Here is an 18,318-nt window from a genome sequence, read left to right on the forward strand (position 1 = left end):
CATGCGTAGAGCTTTGACCCTTGTCGTGTCCGGCCTGGTGGCGGCGTTGCTCGGGGTCCTGGCCCTCGGCGGGCTCTCGGCCGCCGCGACCGCCACGGCCGAGGAGGCCGCGACCGAGGCGCGTAACGCCACGGAGGCGGCCAAGCGGGCCGGGAAGCAGGACCCGTACGCCCCCGAGGTCTACGGCAACAGGTAGGACGGGTCGCCCCGCCGCTGGACCGGGCGGGGCGAGTCCGCAGTCTCCAGCAGGGTCGCGAAGCGTTCCCCCGCCACCGGCCAGGTGAAGTTCGCCGCGTGCCGCCGGGCCTGAGCGCCCATCTCCTGACGCATCTCGTCGTCGTGCAGCAGCGCGCGCACCTTCGCCAGGTAGTCGTCGATGTCGTCGGCCAGCAGGCCGGTACGCCCGTCGACCACCGCCTCCGCGACGCCGCCCGCCTCCCGGAACGCCACTGTCGGCGTACCCGCCGCGCCGGCCTCCACGATCGTCAGCCCCCAGCCCTCCTTGAGCGACGGCGTCAGGGCGACCCAGGCCGAGGCGAGCAGCGCGGCCTTCTCCTCCTCCGTCACGAAGCCCCGGAAGTCCACCCGGTCGGTGATGGCCAGCTCGTCGGCGACCTCGCGCAGGTGCGACTCCCACCAGCCCTGCCCCGCGACCACCAGCCGGAGCTGGGGCAGCTCGTCGGCGAGCGCCGCGACAGCGCGCAGCGCCACCTCCACCCGCTTGTGCGGCACAAGGCGGTTGAGCGTCACGAGCAGCGGGAACGGGGCGCGTTCGACGTCGGTGCGGGGCAGCTCCGGCGTGCCGTTGTAGACCACCGAGACCTGCTCCGGCGGTACGCCGAGGGTGGCGAGTTCGCGCCGGGTCGCCTCGGACACGGTGACGTACCGGCACCGCCGGTAGACGCGTACCGCCAGCGACGACTCGACCCACCAGCCGAACCGGGCGGCCCACTGCGGCAGGACCACCGGCCACTGCTCGCGGTGCACGTGGTGGATCAGCTTGACCACCGGGCGGCGGGCCCAGAGCGGGGAGAGGAACGGCAGGCCGTTGCAGACGTCGACGAGGATGTCCGGCCGGCCGCCGCGGCGCGCGGCGAGCGGGCCGAGGCCGAACGCCCCGGCCAGGTAGCAGAGCGCGGCCCAGAGGTAGACGGTGTGCCGGCCACCGCGCCGGACGAACCGGATGCCCTCGTCGTTGACCTCGTCGGCGGGGGCCTCGCGGTGCGCGGCGCAGAACAGGGTGGCGCGGAATCCGCGCGCCACCAGCTCGGCGGCGATCCGTTCCACGTACACCTCGGAACCGCCGCCCTCGGGGTTGCGAGTGTCTCGCCAGTTGAGGAACAGCACGTGTCCGGGCATGCCGAAGCGACGCTCCACGCGAACCCTACTCTCAAGTAATTTAGCGGTGCGCGTCACATTAAGGGCTGGGCCTGCGCCCGGCAATGCCCCGACCGGCGGCGTCGGGCCGCCGGCCGCCGCCGGGTCACTGAAGGTGAGCGATGCGTGACAGCTAGGCGGGTGCCGCGACGTCCGGTGTGGTGGCCGGGACGGCGGACGTCCCCGATGCCGGTCCGCGCCCGGTCGGCCGGCGGCGGCTCTGCGTGCCGAGCGTCTGGAGCGGGCGCTCGACGCCGTAGTAGCTGACCGCGGCGTACGCCAGGCCGAAGACCATGGTCAGGGCGAAGACGTCGACGAACTGGCCGGTGAACAGCGGCCGGTCCTCGATCAGGTAGATCAGCTCGATGACCAGCGGGTGCCACAGGAACAGGCCGTACGACACGTGCCCCATCCACCGTGCCCACCCGCTGCTGAAGGCCTCCTTCGCCCGGGTTCGCCCGCCGAACGCCACCGGGATCGTGATCAGGACGGCGATCAGGAGGTAGAGCGCCAGCTTGGTGCCGAACTCGGTGGCGGTCGGGCTGGTCAGGTCGCGCGGGCCGGCGATCGGCGTCGTCGCGATCGCCATCACCGCGACCGCTGCCGCCCAGCAGGCGAGCGGTGCGGAGGCGAGGTCGTCGAGCACGCGGAAGGCGGCCGGCGCCGTGCCGGTACGCAGGGCCACGTGCGCCGCGGCCAGCGCCATGCCACCGCCGAACCAGGCGCCGTACGAGGGGAACCACATCGTGTGCAGCGCGCCGTCGAGCCAGCCGGCGCCCATCATGGCGACCCACGCGAGCGTCAGCAGCGCCCCGGAGGAGGCGAGCAGCACGGTGCGGACGGGACGCCAGGTCCGGCCCACGGCGAGCACGGCGAGCAGCGGCAGGAGCAGGTAGAAGACGACCTCGGTGGCGAGGCTCCAGGTCTGGCTGAGCCCGTGCCCGAGCTGCCCGGCCTCGTAGATCTGGGTGAGCGTGAGGTGGCGCAGCCAGTCACCTGCCGACGCCGGGTGGTTGCCGGGCAGGACGACGAAACAGACCACCACCGCCAGCCAGTACGCGGGCAGGATCCGCAGCGCCCGGCGCCAGAAGTACCGCTCGGTGCGGGGCCGCGGCCGTCCGGTCGCGACGCTGAGCGCCCACGGGCGGAACAGCAGGAAGCCGGAGAGCACGAAGAAGATCGCCACGCCCACGTCCAGGCGCGCCAACCAGCCGCCCCACGTGGCGTTCATGGTGACGGCGGTCTGGAAGCCGACGTGGTGACCGACGACCGCCACCGCGCCGATCGCTCGCAGCGCGTCGAGGGCGGGAAGACGGCCCGTTACCGATGGCTCCGGGACTGTTGGCGTGGTGGCTGTGGACATCTGGACATCCAGGGGGTCGCTTTTGCAGGTGACTGGGGAGTAACCTCCCGCCAATGCTAAGGATCGGGTGCCCCGGACGACAGACCGTAGGGCGGCAGGTTACAGGAGGATGAGTGAAGCTTCGCGTGGGCGCCGCGCTCTTCGGGCTAGGTGTCTTGTTGCTGGTCTTCGCGGCCGGGCTGCCGTTCTACGTGGCCCCCGCCGTGACCAAGCTGCCCTATGACCTGGAACCAACGACGTCCGTCGCGGAGGCGAAGGGCGCGAAGTTCCTACAGATCAAGTCCGAAGCCGGCGCGGTGAGCATCGAGGTGCCGCAGGCCGATCTCGTGTCCAGCATCGAGGTCATCCCGCAGCCGGAGGACACCAAGGACCGCGTGCCCAAGGAGCTGAAGGGCGACGCGGTCATCTGGAACGTCTTCCAGACGGTCAAGCGCAGCGACAACCAGGATGTGATCAGCCAGTACAGCACCGAGCTGGCGCTCTACCGGATCTCCGGCGCGGCGGCGCCGTGGGACGAGCAGTGGCTCAACGAGTCCGGCGCGGAGCAGACCCCGGTCGGGAACGTGCGCTACTCCGGCCAGATCTACAAGTTCCCGTTCGGCACCGGCAAGCGTGACTACCAGGTGTTCGACCGCGACCTGAAGAAGACCTTCCCGGCGCGGTTCACCGGCACCGAGAAGATCAAGGGCGTCGAGACTTACCGCTTCGAGCAGCGGATCGAGAACGAGCCGCTGAACACCCCGGCGGACAGCGTCAAGACGCTGCTGGGCAAGTTCGCGCCGACCGCGACCAGCGGTCAGGTCGTCTACAGCAACACCCGTACGCTCTGGGTCGACCCGGTGACCGGCGCCTACATCAAGGTGCGCGAGCAGCAGTACAAGGAGCTGCGTCCGGACACCGGCGCCCCGACCGTGCTGCTGGATGCGGACTTCAACTACAACGACGACACGATCAGCCGCAGCGTCGAGACGGTGAAGGACAACCGTTTCAAGATCGGCATGATCAGTGTCTGGGGCCCGATCATCGCCGGTGTGCTGGGCCTGATCGCCCTGATCGCGGGCGTGTGGCTGGTGACCCGGCCCAAGGGCGACGGCAACGCCCGGCATCGCGCGGACGCGCCGACCTCCGACCCGACGCCCACCCGCGTCGACCAGGAGCCCGTCGGTGGTCCGCTCGACGACGAGATCCCGCCGGCGTCGACGAACTGGCGGTCCGACGATCCGTCGGTGCCGGCCCAGCGCTCGGGCGCCGGTGAGGTGGAACGCCGCTGACCGGTACGCCGGAAGCACGACGGAGGGGTGGGCCGCAGTGCGGTCCACCCCTCCGTCGTGCAGGTCTCCCATGCGGGCGACCGTACTTTACATTCGTTACTCGATTGTAACGGCGAGATATCCGGTAACTTTCCGTCGCGCTCATCGCCATCGATGCCCGGTTTGGCGCGACATTTCGCCCTCATCTCCCTGCGTGGCCTGGGATTTCGTGACGCCCGGTCACCTGCCCGTATCCCCCCGGTGTTACCGCCGGGTAATCAGGGGGTTGTGAGCCACACCGCATCGGGTGCACGATCAGGCTCGATCGTTACCCGTCGGTAACAGAAGGACGGGCCCGGCGCGGGCCGCCGGTTCGCAACCGGCCGCCGCGCACATTCGTTCGAGGAGGAACTCCGTGCAGAATCGGCTCGACAACCAGGGTCGTACCCGGTGGCGGCGGTTCGCCGCCATGATCGTGCCCACCACGGCCGCCGCCGGTGCCATCCTGTTCGGCATGTCGACCGGCGCCATCGCCTCCGACATCACCGTGTCCGGGCAGACGTTCAAGATCGGCGCCGAGCGCCTGGAGGGCGAGGGCTTCAAGCAGTACGGCGGCATCGTCCGCGAGAAGGGCGAGGACGGCAAGGCCGGCGCCACGCGCCCGGTCGCGATGGCCGAGATCAGCAGCGCCGAGCTGTACAAGCTCTGCCAGTCCGTCCGCGCCGACCTGCCCGGCCTGCCGGTGGTCCTCACCATCAACGCCGGTGAGGGCAAGGACCCCGCCCGGGCCAAGGACCTCGTCATCGCGATGGACTCGCTCGAGGGCAACGCCACCTTCACCAACATCCAGATCGGCCGCGACGCCAGCGACCTCAACCCGACGGCGCAGCGGGGCTCGTTCGGCCAGAACTCCGACCGGGTGACCATCCGTGATCTGAAGCAGGTGTCCCGCTACACCACTTCCTCGACGTTCAACCTGGTCGGGCTCCGGCTCAAGGTCAACGTGGGCGACGACGCCAAGGGCAAGGAGTGCTTCTGAGCTGAGCACGGCCCGCGGTGGCCGACCACCGCGGGCCCGCCCCACCGTCCCCGTCCCCGCTCCGCCAGGAGGAGTACGTGACAACCGTCGAACCGTCCCACGCCCGGCTCGGCACCGCGGCCCGGGCTTGGCGGACCTTCCGCCGCTGGCAGCGGACCCGGCCGTTCTGGGGCGGCCTGTTCATCATCCTGGCCGGGGTGGAGATGCTCGCCTCCACCCGGTTGACCCTCAACGGCCTGAGCTTCAGCAGCGGCGCCACCGGCCTGCTCTCCCTGCTGATCCCGGGCATCCTGGTGACCTGCGGGGTGCTGCTCTGGCTCAGTCCGGCGCAGCGGCTGTTCTACTCGATCGTCGCGGCGATCACCGCCGTCTACTCCCTGATCGGGCTCAACCTCGGCGGCTTCTTCCTCGGCCTGCTGCTCGGCATCGTGGGCAGCGCGCTCGCGTTCGCCTGGGTGCCGACCCTGCCGGCCGGTCCCGCCGGTGCCGAAGCGGCCGAGGCCGGGCGCGACACCGACGAGCCCGGCACCACTGTGGACGACGAGCCCGAGACCGCCGTGGACGCACAGCCTGTGAACGCGCAGACCGCGGACGAGCGGCCGACCGTCGAGGTGCCGGTCGGCGTCCGGCCGGCCGTCGAGCAGCCGACTGCCGAGCGGCCGGGCGGGGAGCGGCCGGTCCCTCGGCAGTCGGCGAACGGGCAGGCGGCCGGATCCGACGGCGGCCCGCCGGAGTGGGCGGGACGTTCGGCGGACCCGCGCACCTTCGGCATCGTCCTCGTGGTGCTCGGCCTCGCCGCCGCCGGCCTGGCCGTACAGCCGCAGGCGGTGCAGGCCGCCCCGAGCAAGCCCGCCGCGAGCGCCTGCCCGTCGAAGCCCGCCACGCCGTCGTCCGGCGCGAGCGCACCCTCCGCGACGCCCACCCCGACGCCGAGCGCGAGCCCGACGCGGGAAGGCAACATCATCACCGACTTCTTCGACGGGATCGGCGACCTGTTCAAGGGCGGCAGCGACAAGAGCGCGACGCCCTCGCCCACACCGACCGCGAGCGGGTCGGCGACCCCGACGAGCAAGCCGACGACCCGTCCCGGCCCGACCGACTGCCCGGCGCCGGGCAAGCCGGGCAAGGAGGAACCGGCGAAGCCCGGCAAGGTGGAACCGGGCAAGCCGCTGCCGCGTATCGCCGCCGACCCGAGCCTGCCGAAGGTGGGCCAGCAGCCGTCGAAGCTCACCGGCTCCAAGGTGACCATGACCGGGCTGCGGTTCGAGGGGATCACCGACCTGCAGACCGAGCAGGGCGTGCTCAAGGTGCTGAAGTTCAGCATGAAGGAGGCGGTGACCGACGACTTCCTGCTGGTCGCCGACGGTCCCCGGGGCCGCACCCAGCGGTACGCGACCGACCGCCTCACGGTCCGCGACGACGTCGCGTTCTACTGCACCCGGTTCGTCGGCAAGCTCGCCGGCATCAAGCTGACGCTGACCCCGGACCTGCCGTTCCCGGACGGCCTGCCGGTCACGCTGCCCATCCCGGTGACGTTCACCGACCCGGTCATCGACCTGGCGTACGTCACCAGCAACACGCTCACCGGCCGGCCGACGCTGCGGCTGACGCTCGGCGCCTGACGCGTGCGGGTGCCGGCGGGACTCACCGCCGGCACCCGGCACCGGCTCAGATCCGGGCCAGCGCCTTGCGCAGCGGGTCGAGCCCCAGCGAACCCAGGTCGAGCGCCTGGCGGTGGAACTCCTTGAGGTCGAAGTCGGCGCCCTTGCGGGCCTTCGCGTCCTCCCGGGCCTGCAACCAGATCCGCTCGCCCACCTTGTACGACGGCGCCTGCCCGGGCCAGCCCAGGTAGCGGTTCAGCTCGAAGCGCAGGTTCTCGTCCGGCACCCGGCAGTGCGCCCGCATGAACTCCCAGCCCAGCTCCGGCGTCCACCGCTCGCCCGGGTGGAAGCCGAACGGGTTGTCCTTCGGGATCTCCAGCTCCAGGTGCATGCCGATGTCCACGATGACCCGGGCCGCGCGCAGCGCCTGCCCGTCGAGCATGCCGAGCCGGTCACCCGGGTCGTCGAGGTAGCCCAGCTCGTCCATCAGCCGCTCCGAGTAGAGCGCCCAGCCCTCGCCGTGCCCGGAGACCCAGCACAGCAGCCGCTGCCAGCGGTTGAGCAGGTCGGCCCGGACGGCGGTCTGGGCGACCTGGAGGTGGTGACCCGGCACGCCCTCGTGGTAGACGGTGGTCACCTCGCGCCAGGTGGAGAAGTCGGTGATGCCCTGCGGCACCGCCCACCACATCCGTCCGGGCCGGGAGAAGTCCTCGCTCGGGCCGGTGTAGTAGATGGCGCCGTCGCTCGTCGGCGCGAGGCAGCACTCGATCCGGCGCACCTGCTCGGGGATGTCGAAGTGGGTGCCGTTCAGCTCGGTGACCGCCCTGTCGGCGAGCGCCTGCATCCAGTCCCGGAACGCCTCCTTGCCGCGTACCGTCCGCGCCGGGTCGGCGTCGAGCGCGCGTACCGCGTCGTCGACCGAGGCGCCGCGCCCGGCGATCCGCGCGGCCACCGCCCGCATCTCGGCCTCCAGCCGGGCCAGCTCCGCGAAACCCCAGGCGTACGTCTCGTCCAGGTCGACCTTCGCGCCGAGGAAGTACTGCGAGGCCAGCTCGTAGCGCTCCCGCCCGGCGGCCTGCTTCTCCCGGCCCACCGGCGCCAGCTCGGTGCGCAGGAACTGCCCGAACTCGGCGGTCGCGGCGGTCGCGGCGGCGGCGCCCTTGCGCAGCTCCGCGCCGAGTGCGCCGTCGGCGTCGATCCGCTCGACCATCCCGTGGAAGAAGTTGTCGCCCTCCGGGTCGACCCAGACGTCGCACTGCTTGGCGACCTCGACGAGCTGCACCCGCGAGCTGACCCGTCCCGCCGCGGCGGCCTCGCGCAGCGTGCGCTTGTAGCCGTCCAGCGCGGACGCGAAACGGTTGAGCCGGGCGGCCACGTTCGCCCGGGCTTCCTCGCCGTCGGTCGGCATGAGGTCGAAGACCATCCGGATCTCGTGCAGCCCGCTCGCGATCACGTTGACCTCGCTGCCGGTCTCGCCCGCGTCGTGGCGGGCCAGCTCCAGGCCGAGGCGTTCCTGCATGGCCTCCTTGGCGGTCCGCTCCGCCTCGGTCTCCGGCTCGGTCACGTCGAGTTCGCCGAGCGTGCGACGGGCCAGTTCGGCGCGGGCGGCGTAACCCTCGGGCGACAGGTCGTCGAGCTGGTCGTCGTAGCCGGCGATGCCGACGTAGGTGGCGCCGGTCGGGCTCAGCGGAGCCCACTCGGCCACGTACCGGTTGGCGAGGTCATCGATTCGTCCCACCAGGCGACCCTACGTGACGCCGCATCCGGAATACCGCGCGACTTCGTCGTACCTCTGCGGCAGAGTGTCAGGGGTGAACGTCGAGATCACTCCTGACCGCGCGCCGGTGCGGAGCTGGCTGCCCGGGTTCGTCGCGCTCGCCGCCATCTGGGGTTCCAGCTTCCTGTTCATCAAGGTCGGCGTGACCGAGCTGCACCCCGTGCACCTCACGCTCTACCGGGTGGCCACCGGCGCGCTGACGCTGCTCGTGGTGCTCGCGGTGCTGCGCGACCGGCTGCCCCGCGACCTGCGGGTGTGGGCGCACATGCTCGTGGTGGCCGCGTTCGGCGTCGCCGTGCCGTTCACGCTGTTCGGCTACGGCGAGCAGCGGGTCGAGTCGATGCTCGCCGGCATCTGGAACGCCACCACGCCGCTGATCGTGCTGCCGCTGGCGGTGCTGGTGTTCCGCACCGAGCGGCTGACCGCCCGCCGTGCCGTCGGGCTGGGGCTGGGCTTCGTCGGCGTGCTCGTGGTGCTCGGCGTCTGGGAGGGCGTGGGCGGCGCCCACTTCGTCGGCCAGCTCATGTGCTTCGGCGCGGCGGCCTGCTACGGGCTGGCGATCCCGTACCAGAAGAAGTTCGTCGCGGGCAGCGCGTACTCCGGCCTGTCGCTGTCGGCGGCCCAGCTGCTGGTGGCGACCGCGCAGCTCGCGCTGGTCGCGCCGTTCGTCGGTACGCCGCCGTCGCCGATCGGCCTCTCCCCGCGCGTGGCGGCGAGCGTGCTGGCGCTCGGCGCGCTCGGCACCGGGCTCGCCTTCGTGATCAACATGCGCAACATCCGGCTGGCCGGGGCCAGTACGGCGTCCACAGTGACGTACCTGATCCCGGTGTTCGCGGTGCTCGTCGGCGCGGTGGTGCTGGGCGAGCGGATGAACTGGCACCAGCCCGTCGGCGCGTTCGTGGTGCTCGTCGGCGTGGCGGTCGCCCAGGGCCTGTTCGGGCGGCGCCGTCCACGCCCGGAGGCGGTGACGCCCACCGCCCGCACGGCCGAACCGGCCACGCGCGGCTGACCGTCAGCCGCGGCCGGCCGTCCACTTCACCAGGCGGTCGGCCGTCCAGGTGTTCACCACCCGCTTCGCCGGTACGCCGCACAGCGCGGCCCGCTCGCAGCCGAAGCGCTGCCAGTCGAGCTGGCCGGGCGCGTGCGCGTCGGTGTCGATCGCGAACCGGCACCCGGCCTCCAGCGCGAGGCGGATCAGCCGCTTCGGCGGGTCCTGCCGCTCCGGCCGGGAGTTGATCTCGACGGCCACGTCGTGCTCGGCGCAGGCGGCGAAGACGGCGTCCGCGTCGAACTCGCTCTCCTTGCGGGTACGCGCCCGGTGCCCCCGGTCGCCGGGCCCGGTCACCCCGGCGGGCCGGGAGGAGACCATCCGGCCGGTGCAGTGGCCGAGGATGTCCAGGTGCGGGTTCGCGATCGCGGTCAGCATCCGGCGGGTCATCTTCGCCCGGTCGTCGTTCAGGCCGCTGTGCACCGAGCCGACCACCACGTCCAGGCGGGCCAGCAGCTTCTCGTCCTGGTCGAGCGAGCCGTCGGCGAGGATGTCGACCTCGATGCCGGTGAGGATGCGGAAACCCTTCGGCAGCGCCTCGTTGACCGCGGCGACGTGGTCGAGCTGCTTGCGCAGCCGCTCCGCGGTCAGACCCCGGGCCACTGTGAGCCGCGGCGAGTGGTCGGTGAGCACCAGGTACTCGTGACCCAGCTCGACCGCCGCCAGCGCCATCTCCTCGATCGGTGAGCCGCCGTCGGACCAGTCCGAGTGGGTGTGGCAGTCACCGCGCAGCGCGTCCCGCAGCTTCGCCGCCGCCTCGTCCAGGTCGGTGCCCTCGGTCGCCAGCAGCCGGCGTAGGTAGACCGGTTCCTCGCCGGCCAGCGACTCGGCCACGCAGCGGGCGGTCACGTCACCGACGCCGGACAGCTCGGTCAGCTTGCCGGTGCGGGCCCGCTCGGCCACCTCGGCGGCGGGCAGCGCCCCGAGCGTCTTCGCCGCCGACCGGAACGCCCGGACCCGGTACGTGGCCTCGTTCGCCCGTTCCAGCAGGAACGCGATCCGGCGCAGGTCGGCGAGGGGATCCCGGGCACTCATGTCCTGGAACCTACGCGCATCCGCCGTCCGCCGCGTGTCCCCGCGGCGCGAGTCGGTCAGCCGCTGCGGGTGGACCGGCCGGGCGAGGCCGGGCAGCCGTGCTTGCGCTGCCAGGCGGTGACCTCGGTGACCGGCGAGCGGTTGCCGCCCTTGCGCCAGGAGTTCAGGTACGGCGCCGGCCAGACCACGCCCCGGCGGATCCACCAGTCGTCGGCGCCGGTGCACTTCGGCGACAGGCCGAAGTGCAGGTGGCAGACGTTGTTGGCGTTGCCGGTACGGCCCACCTTGCCGAGCTGCTGCCCGGCACGCACCCGTACCCCGGCGTCGACGCCGGCTGCGATCGCGCTCAGGTGGGAGCCGTAGTAGCGCACCCCGTCGTCGCCGAGCAGCGAGACGGAGAGCCCGCCGTTGTTCGGGCCCAGCGGCCCGCGCCTGTCGAACCGGTCGACGCGGCTCACCTCCAGCACCACACCGTCGGTGACCGCGACCACCGGTTCCCCGCAGTCGGCGAACACGTCGGTGCCCGGGTAGCCGCCGTGCGTCGGGTGGTAGTCGACGTTGCCGGCCCGCACCGGGAAGACCCGCTTCACGTCGGTGCGCGTCGGTGACGGCGGGGAGGCGGCCGGCGGTACCGGGCTGGCCGGGTCGGCGGGCTGCGCGGCCGTCGCCATCGGGCTCGGTTCCTGCCACCTGTCGGCGCGCCCGGTGGGGGAGCCGCACCCGGCGGCGAGCGCCGCGACGAGCAGCAGGACCGGGTACGCCGGCAGCGTGCGGCGACCGATCGATGGCGAGCGCATCCGGTCATCCTGACAGACCACTACCGTAGGGACGAAAGCCGAACGCGGTACGGACGGTCCGGGAAAGGGGGCGGCGGTGACGCACGGGTGGCACGGCGGACCCGAGGGGACCGGTCCGGGGGCGTTCCCACCGCCGCCGCGTACGCCGTCGGGGCTGTTCCCGTCGAGCACGTCGATGCGGCCCAGCTACCGCGAGCCGTACCCGGTCACCGGCGCCGGCGTCGCGGTCGGCGCGCTCGTCGCGTTCGCCTGGTTGCTGTTGTTCGGGCTGCTCGGCGGTGGCGTCGCCGGCTACGTCTGGTGGACGCTGCTGGCCGGCGGCCTGGCGTGGCTGGCCACCGCGGTGCTGGTCCGCCACGGCGACCGGGGGGTGGCGACGGGCGTGGCGATCGTCACCGCGGGTGGCTGGAGCATCGCCGCCGCGATCGTCGCGACGCGGTGGGCGCAGACCGGAGACTGGCCGCTCTGGTGACCTTCGGTGCCGGTCTCGCTGCGTAGCGAAGGCCACCTTGACGTACGCCTGAGGACGGTCCACGCTCGCGGTATGGCCTGGACCACACCGCCGCGGCTCGACCCCGATCGGAGCCGCCGTCGCCTGCAACTCCTCGCCGAGTTGGCCGGTGCCCGTGCGGTACAGCAGCGCCAGCGGCCGCAGCGGGCCCGCACCGAGCGGCTGCGCCAACTCATCGCCACCCGCCGGCGCGTCGTCGGCTGACCGGCTTTCTCTGAAGGATCGGCCGGCCCATACGGGGCGTTGACCGCTCGCCTGCCGACCCGACCGGTTAACGTGCATCGCGTGACGTGTCGGCGTGCTGCCGAGGCTGATTTGGGGGGACCGTGTCGTACTTCGCTGCTGCCGTGGCGCGCGTCGACGGCGGCTGGACCGCCGGTGAGGTGAGCCTGCGTGGCGTCACCGACATCGAGGAGGTGGCCGACCGGCTGCGCGACGTCGAGCCGGACGCCGACCTCTCGCTGCTGTTCGTCGAGGCCGACGACACGTACCTGGTCGTCCTGCGCCTGGACGAGGGGGAGGATCTGCGGATCTTCGGCTCGGACTCGGCGTACGCGGAGGAGTCCCGGCTGGGCGCGCTGCTCGTCGGTGACCTGAAGACCTCGGTGACCGGCCTGGAGGACGTCGACGAGCCGCGCGCCTCCGGCGGCGACGACGACACCGAGCAGCCCGCCGTGGACCCGGAGGCCGACCCGGTCGGCGACGCGGACCTCCTCGCCGACCTGGGCATCCCGGCGCAGAAGCTGCTGGCGCTCTGCGCGCACGAGGGCTCCATGCCGGCCGACGTGACCGCCGAGATCTGCCAGGTGCTCGGCTGCGCGGACGAGGTCGAGGAGCTGCGTGAGGTCTGAGCCCGGGGAGTCCCTGACGCCCGGCGCCGCCGAACCGGCCGACGCGACGGATCCGGCGCTGGAGACCGTACGCCCGGGGCAGCCCACCCCCGGCCGGGCCGCGCGCGTCGGTCCCGGCGCCGACGAGGCGCTCGCCGACCCGGGCGCGGTGGGCCGCCGGCAGCGGCACGAGCTGTGGATGCGCCGGGCCCTGGAGGTCGCGGTGACCGGCCCCGACGAGGCGGCCCCCGACGCCGACGACGTGCCGGTCGGCGCGGTGCTCTACGGCCCCGACGGCACCGAACTGGCGATCGGACGCAACGAGCGGGAGCTGACCGGCGACCCGACCGCGCACGCCGAGGTGCTGGCGTTGCGCCGGGCCGCGCAGCGGCTGGGCCGCTGGCGGCTGGACGACTGCACGCTGGTGGTGACGCTGGAACCGTGCACCATGTGCGCCGGTGCGATCGCGCTGGCCCGCGTCTCGACTGTGGTGTTCGGCGCCTGGGAACCGAAGACCGGCGCCGTCGGGTCGCTCTGGGACGTGCTGCGCGACCGCCGCGTCACGCACCGCCCCGAGGTGTACGGCGGCGTGCTGGAGCGCGAGAGCGCGGCGGTGCTGCGCGCCTTCTTTCGCTGACCGTCCCGACTCAGGCGTGCGTCGTCGTCGGACGCAGCAGCGTCGCGGCGATCGCGCGGCCGACCTCGGTCCAGGCGGTCGGGCGCAGGGTGGCCGGGTCCAGCCGGACGATGGACCGGGTGCCGGTGGCGTGCACGGTGTCGCCGTCGGTCGAGCGGAACTCGAAGGCGTAGCGGGCGCTGCTGGTGCCGAAGTGCTCCAGCCAGAAGTGCACCGCCACCGTGCCGACGCCGATGACCGGCGCCTGGTAGGTGATGGTGAACTCGCGGACCGCGTGGAACACGTCGGGGGCGGCGTGCACGTCGCCCCGGAAGGCGACGCCGCGCTCGGCCCAGTAGGGCGTCAAAGCGCGTTCCAGCAGCACCGCGTAGCGGGCGTTGTGCAGGATGCCCATGGCGTCGAGGTCGTCGAAGTGCACGGGCACGTGCTCGACGTGCCCGAACTCGGCGACCGGCCGGTCGACTGCGGCGTGGCTCATGACTGGCCTTCCGGTAGCAGGGTCGGATCCGGGCAGAGCGCCCGCAGCCGGGTCAGCAGGCCCTGGCGGGCATGCCGGTAGGTGGCGTCCGGGTCGAGCAGCCGGGACCGCATCACCGCGCTGATCCCCAGCGCGTCGATCTCGTACGCCAGCAGCGGCACGTCCAGGTCGGCGGGCAGTTCGCCGAGGTCGACGGCCTCTTGGACGAGGCGTTCGAGGAGCGCGGTCCAGCGGGCGAACGCCTCGGCTAGCCGGTCCCGGACCGGGCCGGGACGGGCGTTGTACTCGAACTCGGTGTTGGCGAAGAAACAGCCGCCGGGCAGCACCCGGGCGGCGTAGAAGTCGATCCGGGCGTCGTGCAGCGCGCGCAGCCGGCGTACGCCCCGTGGGGCGTGCAGGGCTGGGGCGACGATCCGCTCCTGCCACTGCGCGACCGCCCGCTCGACGGTGGCGAGTTGCAGCGCCTCCTTGGATCGCCAGTGCGCGAAGAGGCCGGACTTGCTCACCTCCAGCCGGTCGGCGAGCTGGGCCAGGGAGAGGCCGTGCAGGCCGACCTCGGTCGCCAGCGCCACGGCGGTGTCCAGCACCGCGGTGCGGGTGCGGTCGCCACGGGCGACGCGGCCGTCGGAGGTCATGCGGTCAGCGTAGAGGAAACAAGCACGACCGGTCGTATTCATTTCTGTGACCCGGGTAACGCGAACCGCCCCGCCACCTTGCGGCGACGAGGCGGTCCAGGGTCGATCGGTCAGGCGATGATGGTGTCCAGCGCGATCTCGACCATCTGGCCGAACGTCTGCTCGCGCTCCTGCGACGTGGTCTTCTCGCCGGTCTTGATGTGGTCGCTGACGGTCAGGATGGTCAGGGCGCGGGCCTTGAAGCGCGCCGCGATCGTGTAGAGCGCCGCCGACTCCATCTCCACCGCCAGCACGCCGTAGTCGGCGAGCCGGTCGTACAGGTCCGGCCGGTCCGTGTAGAAGGCGTCCGCCGCCAGGATCGGCCCCACCCGCATGCTGATGGCGCGCCGCTCGGCCACCTCGACCGAGGTACGCAGCAGCCCGAAGTCGGCCACCGGGGCGTAGTCGATCAGCCCGTCGAAGCGCATCCGGTTCATGTTCGAGTCGGTGGACGACCCGATCGCCGCCACCACGTCCCGCAGCTGCAGATCCTCGGTCAGGGCCCCGCAGGAGCCGACCCGGATCAGCGACTTCACGCCGTACTCGTTGACCAATTCGTGGGCGTAGATCGAGGCGGACGGCATGCCCATGCCGGAGCCCTGGACGGACACGTCGACACCGTTCCACTTCCCGGTGAAGCCCAGCATGCCGCGCACCGTCGTGTAGCAGCGGGCCCCCTCCAGGTAGGTCTCCGCGATCCACTTGGCCCGCAGCGGGTCACCCGGCATCAGGACCCGCTCGGCGATCTCTCCCGGCTCAGCGCCGATGTGCGTACTCATGGCAAAGATCCTGCCAGGCCGGGCCGAGGGATACCGGTTCGGCGTCCAAGCCGGCGGTCCTGTACCCTCGTCGGCGGTGGCGTGTCCGAGTGGCCTAAGGAGCACGCCTCGAAAGCGTGTGAGGGTTTACGCCCTCCGCGGGTTCAAATCCCGCCGCCACCGCCATATCGATCAAGCGCCCGGGTTGTCCCGGGCGCTTTGTCGTCAGCAGGGGCCGTAGCCCTCGTCGAAGAGGCGGCGGGCCCAGTCCGCGTACCCGGCGATGATCTCCCGGACGGTGACCCCGTCGTGCAGGAAGAGGTACGCGCGGTCGCCGTCGCGGGCGAGCAGCCCGGCGAAGCGGTGACTGCCCGGCGGCGCGGGCAGGTCGACGGCGCCGGGATACGCGGCGCGGACCTCGCCGACCGGCGTGCCGGCGCTGATGCCCTCGGGTGTGCTCATCGGGTCGTCGAGCCAGAGCAGGACGAGGCGGTCGTCGACGAAGATCGGGCTGACCGATCCGTGCCCGACGAGCGCGGGCCCGCATGCCTCCTCGTCGGCGCGCAGCAGGCCGCGCCGGGTCAGGTCCGCCTCGGTGTCGCCGAACTCCGCGTTGCGCAGGCCCTCCAGACTGACCACCTGAGCGGCGCCAACCGGACGGGTGGGCCACTGTGGATGAACGCCGCTGCCGGCTGCGGACGCGGCAGCAAGCAGTGCGGCAATAAAGCCGAATTGTCGTAGTTTCATGCAATCCCCCAGTCACCAACGGGACCGGGGCGATGAGGTTGCTGTTGTTGGTCGGATTGGCGTAGTTCCCACTCCTCGGCCAGCTCGTCCCAGTAGTCGGCGGACAGTCCGCGCCGGCCGTGCGCCAGCCAGCCGTCCGTGTCGCGCTCCAGGTGCAGGCCCAGCTCGGCGAACGGGTCGATCCACGCGCCCGGCTCCGCGCCGAGCCGGGCGAGCGCGGTGTTGATCGGCCACTCGGTCCGCGGCCGGTCCAGCGCGGCGTCGTACCGCGGGCCCCAGCTCACCTCGCCGCCGAGCCAGACCACGGCCGACTGGTGGCCCAGGCCGCCCGCGAAATCCGCTTCCAGGTACGCCACCGGGCCGCTCCTCGACCAACGGGCCAGCACCTCCGCCAGCGGCGGTGACAGCACCAGCCGGAACGGGCGCTCGGCGCGCGGCTCCTCGGTGGCGTAGTCCGGCAGGCCGCCGGTCAGTTCCTGCACGAGCTGCGGGGTGACCGGCAGCAGCGCGAAGTCCTGGCGGAGCGCGGCGAGCACCGCGTGGTCCAGGTCTGCGGTCTGCTCACGAAGCAACTCGACGTCGGCGACCACGGCGCTGAGCTGGTAACTCATCCGGTCCTCTCGGCGTCCACAGGCTGTGGATGGAACATGTGTACGACGGATTATGGGGCCTCTCGGCGCGCTCGACGAGTGACGCGACCGATGCCCAACGTACGGGCGGAGCAGCGCTCGCGCATCATCGCGCCCGATACTCGCACTGCACGGTTGTCGGATCAGGGCGGTGGCGTTCGTAGCCGGGGTGACGGCGGCCCGGCCGGCGGCCGGCGAGAGCGAAAGAGGAGCCGATGGCGCAGTACCTGATCTCCGTACTCGACGACACGACCGGCTCGGCCACCGACGCGGAGATGGCCGCGATCGGTGAGTTCAACGAGCGGTTGCGAGCCGACGGCCACTGGGTCTTCGCCGGTGGGCTCGCGGCGCCGGAGACGGCCACAGTCGTGGACGCGCGGGACGGGAACCCGCTGCTCACCGACGGGCCCTACCTGGAGACGAAGGAGTACGTCGGCGGGTTCTGGATCATCGAGGCGCCGGACTTCGACGTGGCGCTGCCACTCGCCGCGCTGGCGTCGCAGCGGTGCAACAGGCGGGTCGAGCTGCGGCCGTTCCTGGTCGCGTGACAGACGTCGGCGAGGCGCTCACCCGGGTCCACCGCGAGGAGTGGGCCCGGGTCGTCGCCACGCTCGCCCGGCGCATCGGCGACCTCGACGTCGCGGAGGAAATGACAGCCGAGGCCTTCGCCGCAGCAGTCGAGCGGTGGTCGGCCGACGGCGTACCGCCGAACCCCGGCGCGTGGCTCACCACCACCGCGTACCGGCGGGCCGTCGACCGGATCCGGCGCGAGAGCCGGCGGGAGGACAAGCACCGGGAGGCGCTGATGCTGGCCGACGCCCCGGAACCGCTCGGTGTGATCGACGACGACCGGCTCCGTCTGATCTTCACCTGCTGCCACCCGGCGCTGGCCATGGAGGCGCGAGTGGCGTTGACGCTGCGCCTGGTCGGCGGCCTCACCGTGCCGGAGATCGCCCGCGCGTACCTGGTCCAGGAGCCCGCTATGGGCAGGCGGATAACTCGGGCCAAGACGAAGATCAAGGCGGCCGGGATCCCGTACCGGGTGCCGTCCCGCGACGACCTGCCGTCCCGGGTCAGCGGCGTGCTCGCCGTTCTGTACCTGATCTTCAACGAGGGCTACCTCGCCTCCGATCCCGGCAAGGAGGCGGTCCGCGCCGACCTCACCGCCGAGGCGATCCGGCTCACCCGGCTGGTCCGTACGCTGATGCCCGACGACCACGAAGCTGCCGGCCTCCTGGCGCTGATGCTGCTCACCGAGGCCCGCCGGCCCGCCCGGGTGTCCGCGACAGGCGAACTCGTCGTCCTCGCCGAGCAGGACCGCAGCGCGTGGGACCGCGACCTCATCGCCGAGGGCCACGCCCTGGTCCGCGCGTGCATCGCCGCCGGCCGACCGCCGGGCCGCTACCAGATCCTCGCCGCGATCAACGCCGTCCACACCGACGCCCGCGACGCGCGGGACACCGACTGGGCACAGGTCGCCGCGCTCTACGACCATCTGGTACGTGTCGACCCGTCACCGATCGTGCGGCTCAACCGGGCCGTGGCGGTCGCCGAGCTGGACGGGCCGCAGGTGGCGCTGGCCGCGGTGGACGGGTTGCCGCTGGAGGGTTACCACGCGTACCACGCGACGCGCGCCGAGCTGTTGCGCCGGATGGGGCGCGGTGGGGAGGCGCGGGCGGCGTACGACCGGGCGATCACGTTGGCCGGGAACAGCGCGGAGACGGCGTACCTGAAGCGGCGGCGGGACCAGTTGGGTGGCCGGTGAGA

Annotated in this window: 21 protein-coding genes and 1 tRNA gene; 12 read left to right on the forward strand and 10 right to left on the reverse strand. The window is 72.3% G+C overall.

Going from position 1 to position 18,318, the window contains the following annotated elements:
• Position 1 precedes the first annotated feature (1 nt).
• Positions 2-196 carry a hypothetical protein gene (locus ACN27C_RS09560; protein WP_091425994.1) on the forward strand — a complete coding sequence of 65 codons (195 nt, stop codon included), beginning with the start codon at positions 2-4 and terminating at the stop codon, positions 194-196.
• On the opposite strand, the gene ACN27C_RS09565 is transcribed toward ACN27C_RS09560, so the two are convergent.
• Positions 181-1,359, reverse strand: a complete 1,179-nt coding sequence (locus ACN27C_RS09565; RefSeq protein WP_120574092.1) for a glycosyltransferase family 4 protein — start codon at positions 1,357-1,359, stop codon at positions 181-183. The genes ACN27C_RS09560 and ACN27C_RS09565 overlap by 16 nt on opposite strands.
• Positions 1,360-1,510: 151 nt before the next feature.
• Entirely contained in the window at positions 1,511-2,740 is a 1,230-nt protein-coding gene (locus ACN27C_RS09570) for an acyltransferase family protein (RefSeq protein ID WP_422750963.1), read from the reverse strand.
• Between the two features lie 113 nt (positions 2,741-2,853).
• Between ACN27C_RS09570 and ACN27C_RS09575 the strand changes: the two genes are divergently transcribed.
• The 3 genes from ACN27C_RS09575 to ACN27C_RS09585 all read left to right on the forward strand — a co-directional run bounded on the left by ACN27C_RS09575 (position 2,854) and on the right by ACN27C_RS09585 (position 6,651).
• On the forward strand, positions 2,854-4,011 hold the full coding sequence (locus tag ACN27C_RS09575) for a DUF3068 domain-containing protein (protein WP_120572659.1): 1,158 nt from the start codon (positions 2,854-2,856) through the stop codon (positions 4,009-4,011).
• A 394-nt stretch (positions 4,012-4,405) separates the two neighbouring features.
• Positions 4,406-5,029 carry a DUF6230 family protein gene (locus ACN27C_RS09580; RefSeq protein WP_120572660.1) on the forward strand — a complete coding sequence of 208 codons (624 nt, stop codon included), beginning with the start codon at positions 4,406-4,408 and terminating at the stop codon, positions 5,027-5,029.
• Between the two features lie 77 nt (positions 5,030-5,106).
• A complete protein-coding gene (locus tag ACN27C_RS09585; RefSeq protein WP_422750964.1) occupies positions 5,107-6,651 on the forward strand; it encodes a DUF6114 domain-containing protein in 1,545 nt (514 codons plus the stop codon).
• Positions 6,652-6,697: 46 nt separating this feature from the next.
• Here the strand turns inward: ACN27C_RS09585 and ACN27C_RS09590 are convergent, their stop codons facing one another.
• Entirely contained in the window at positions 6,698-8,368 is a 1,671-nt protein-coding gene (locus tag ACN27C_RS09590) for a DUF885 domain-containing protein (protein ID WP_121684566.1), read from the reverse strand.
• 73 nt (positions 8,369-8,441) lie between these two features.
• On the opposite strand from ACN27C_RS09590, the gene ACN27C_RS09595 reads away from it, so the two are divergent.
• Complete coding sequence (locus tag ACN27C_RS09595; RefSeq protein ID WP_199733161.1) at positions 8,442-9,416, forward strand: DMT family transporter; 975 nt, start codon at positions 8,442-8,444, stop codon at positions 9,414-9,416.
• A gap of 3 nt (positions 9,417-9,419) precedes the next feature.
• On the opposite strand, the gene ACN27C_RS09600 is transcribed toward ACN27C_RS09595, so the two are convergent.
• Both ACN27C_RS09600 and ACN27C_RS09605 read right to left on the reverse strand, forming a co-directional pair.
• Positions 9,420-10,490 (reverse strand): PHP domain-containing protein, encoded by a 1,071-nt coding sequence (locus ACN27C_RS09600; protein WP_393159804.1) that lies wholly within the window; start codon positions 10,488-10,490, stop codon positions 9,420-9,422.
• Between the two features lie 56 nt (positions 10,491-10,546).
• Complete coding sequence (locus ACN27C_RS09605) at positions 10,547-11,287, reverse strand: M23 family metallopeptidase (RefSeq protein ID WP_422750965.1); 741 nt, start codon at positions 11,285-11,287, stop codon at positions 10,547-10,549.
• A 175-nt stretch (positions 11,288-11,462) separates the two neighbouring features.
• Between ACN27C_RS09605 and ACN27C_RS09610 the strand changes: the two genes are divergently transcribed.
• The 4 genes from ACN27C_RS09610 to ACN27C_RS09625 all read left to right on the forward strand — a co-directional run bounded on the left by ACN27C_RS09610 (position 11,463) and on the right by ACN27C_RS09625 (position 13,265).
• Positions 11,463-11,759, forward strand: a complete 297-nt coding sequence (locus tag ACN27C_RS09610; RefSeq protein ID WP_422751602.1) for a hypothetical protein — start codon at positions 11,463-11,465, stop codon at positions 11,757-11,759.
• 72 nt (positions 11,760-11,831) lie between these two features.
• A complete protein-coding gene (locus ACN27C_RS09615; protein ID WP_018786529.1) occupies positions 11,832-12,002 on the forward strand; it encodes a hypothetical protein in 171 nt (56 codons plus the stop codon).
• Between the two features lie 122 nt (positions 12,003-12,124).
• Positions 12,125-12,649, forward strand: a complete 525-nt coding sequence (locus ACN27C_RS09620; RefSeq protein ID WP_120572666.1) for a tRNA adenosine deaminase-associated protein — start codon at positions 12,125-12,127, stop codon at positions 12,647-12,649.
• A gap of 148 nt (positions 12,650-12,797) precedes the next feature.
• The gene (locus ACN27C_RS09625) at positions 12,798-13,265 is read left to right on the forward strand and encodes a nucleoside deaminase (protein ID WP_422751603.1); all 468 of its coding nucleotides are present in this window, start codon (positions 12,798-12,800) and stop codon (positions 13,263-13,265) included.
• A gap of 10 nt (positions 13,266-13,275) precedes the next feature.
• Here ACN27C_RS09625 and ACN27C_RS09630 read toward each other — a convergent pair whose 3' ends face one another.
• The 3 genes from ACN27C_RS09630 to deoD form a co-directional block, all read right to left on the reverse strand.
• Positions 13,276-13,743, reverse strand: a complete 468-nt coding sequence (locus tag ACN27C_RS09630) for an acyl-CoA thioesterase (protein ID WP_121684571.1) — start codon at positions 13,741-13,743, stop codon at positions 13,276-13,278.
• Complete coding sequence (locus ACN27C_RS09635; RefSeq protein WP_421499139.1) at positions 13,740-14,378, reverse strand: TetR/AcrR family transcriptional regulator; 639 nt, start codon at positions 14,376-14,378, stop codon at positions 13,740-13,742. Before ACN27C_RS09635 ends, ACN27C_RS09630 begins: the two co-directional genes overlap by 4 nt.
• Before the next feature lie 110 nt (positions 14,379-14,488).
• Positions 14,489-15,196, reverse strand: a complete 708-nt coding sequence (deoD, locus tag ACN27C_RS09640; protein ID WP_422750966.1) for a purine-nucleoside phosphorylase — start codon at positions 15,194-15,196, stop codon at positions 14,489-14,491.
• A 75-nt stretch (positions 15,197-15,271) separates the two neighbouring features.
• Here deoD and ACN27C_RS09645 point away from each other — a divergent pair.
• Positions 15,272-15,361, forward strand: a tRNA-Ser gene (locus tag ACN27C_RS09645).
• A gap of 39 nt (positions 15,362-15,400) precedes the next feature.
• On the opposite strand, the gene ACN27C_RS09650 is transcribed toward ACN27C_RS09645, so the two are convergent.
• Together ACN27C_RS09650 and ACN27C_RS09655 are read right to left on the reverse strand one after the other, a co-directional pair.
• Positions 15,401-15,922 (reverse strand): hypothetical protein, encoded by a 522-nt coding sequence (locus ACN27C_RS09650; protein WP_422750967.1) that lies wholly within the window; start codon positions 15,920-15,922, stop codon positions 15,401-15,403.
• Positions 15,919-16,533, reverse strand: a complete 615-nt coding sequence (locus tag ACN27C_RS09655; RefSeq protein ID WP_422750968.1) for a hypothetical protein — start codon at positions 16,531-16,533, stop codon at positions 15,919-15,921. The genes ACN27C_RS09650 and ACN27C_RS09655 overlap by 4 nt, the downstream gene beginning before the upstream one ends.
• Before the next feature lie 233 nt (positions 16,534-16,766).
• On the opposite strand from ACN27C_RS09655, the gene ACN27C_RS09660 reads away from it, so the two are divergent.
• A complete protein-coding gene (locus ACN27C_RS09660) occupies positions 16,767-17,099 on the forward strand; it encodes a YciI family protein (RefSeq protein ID WP_422750969.1) in 333 nt (110 codons plus the stop codon).
• The gene (locus ACN27C_RS09665; protein ID WP_422750970.1) at positions 17,096-18,316 is read left to right on the forward strand and encodes an RNA polymerase sigma factor; all 1,221 of its coding nucleotides are present in this window, start codon (positions 17,096-17,098) and stop codon (positions 18,314-18,316) included. The genes ACN27C_RS09660 and ACN27C_RS09665 overlap by 4 nt, the downstream gene beginning before the upstream one ends.
• Positions 18,317-18,318 lie beyond the last annotated feature (2 nt).

This window comes from Micromonospora sp. WMMD1219, assembly GCF_049315215.1.
In the GTDB taxonomy this organism is placed as follows: domain Bacteria; phylum Actinomycetota; class Actinomycetes; order Mycobacteriales; family Micromonosporaceae; genus Micromonospora; species Micromonospora tulbaghiae.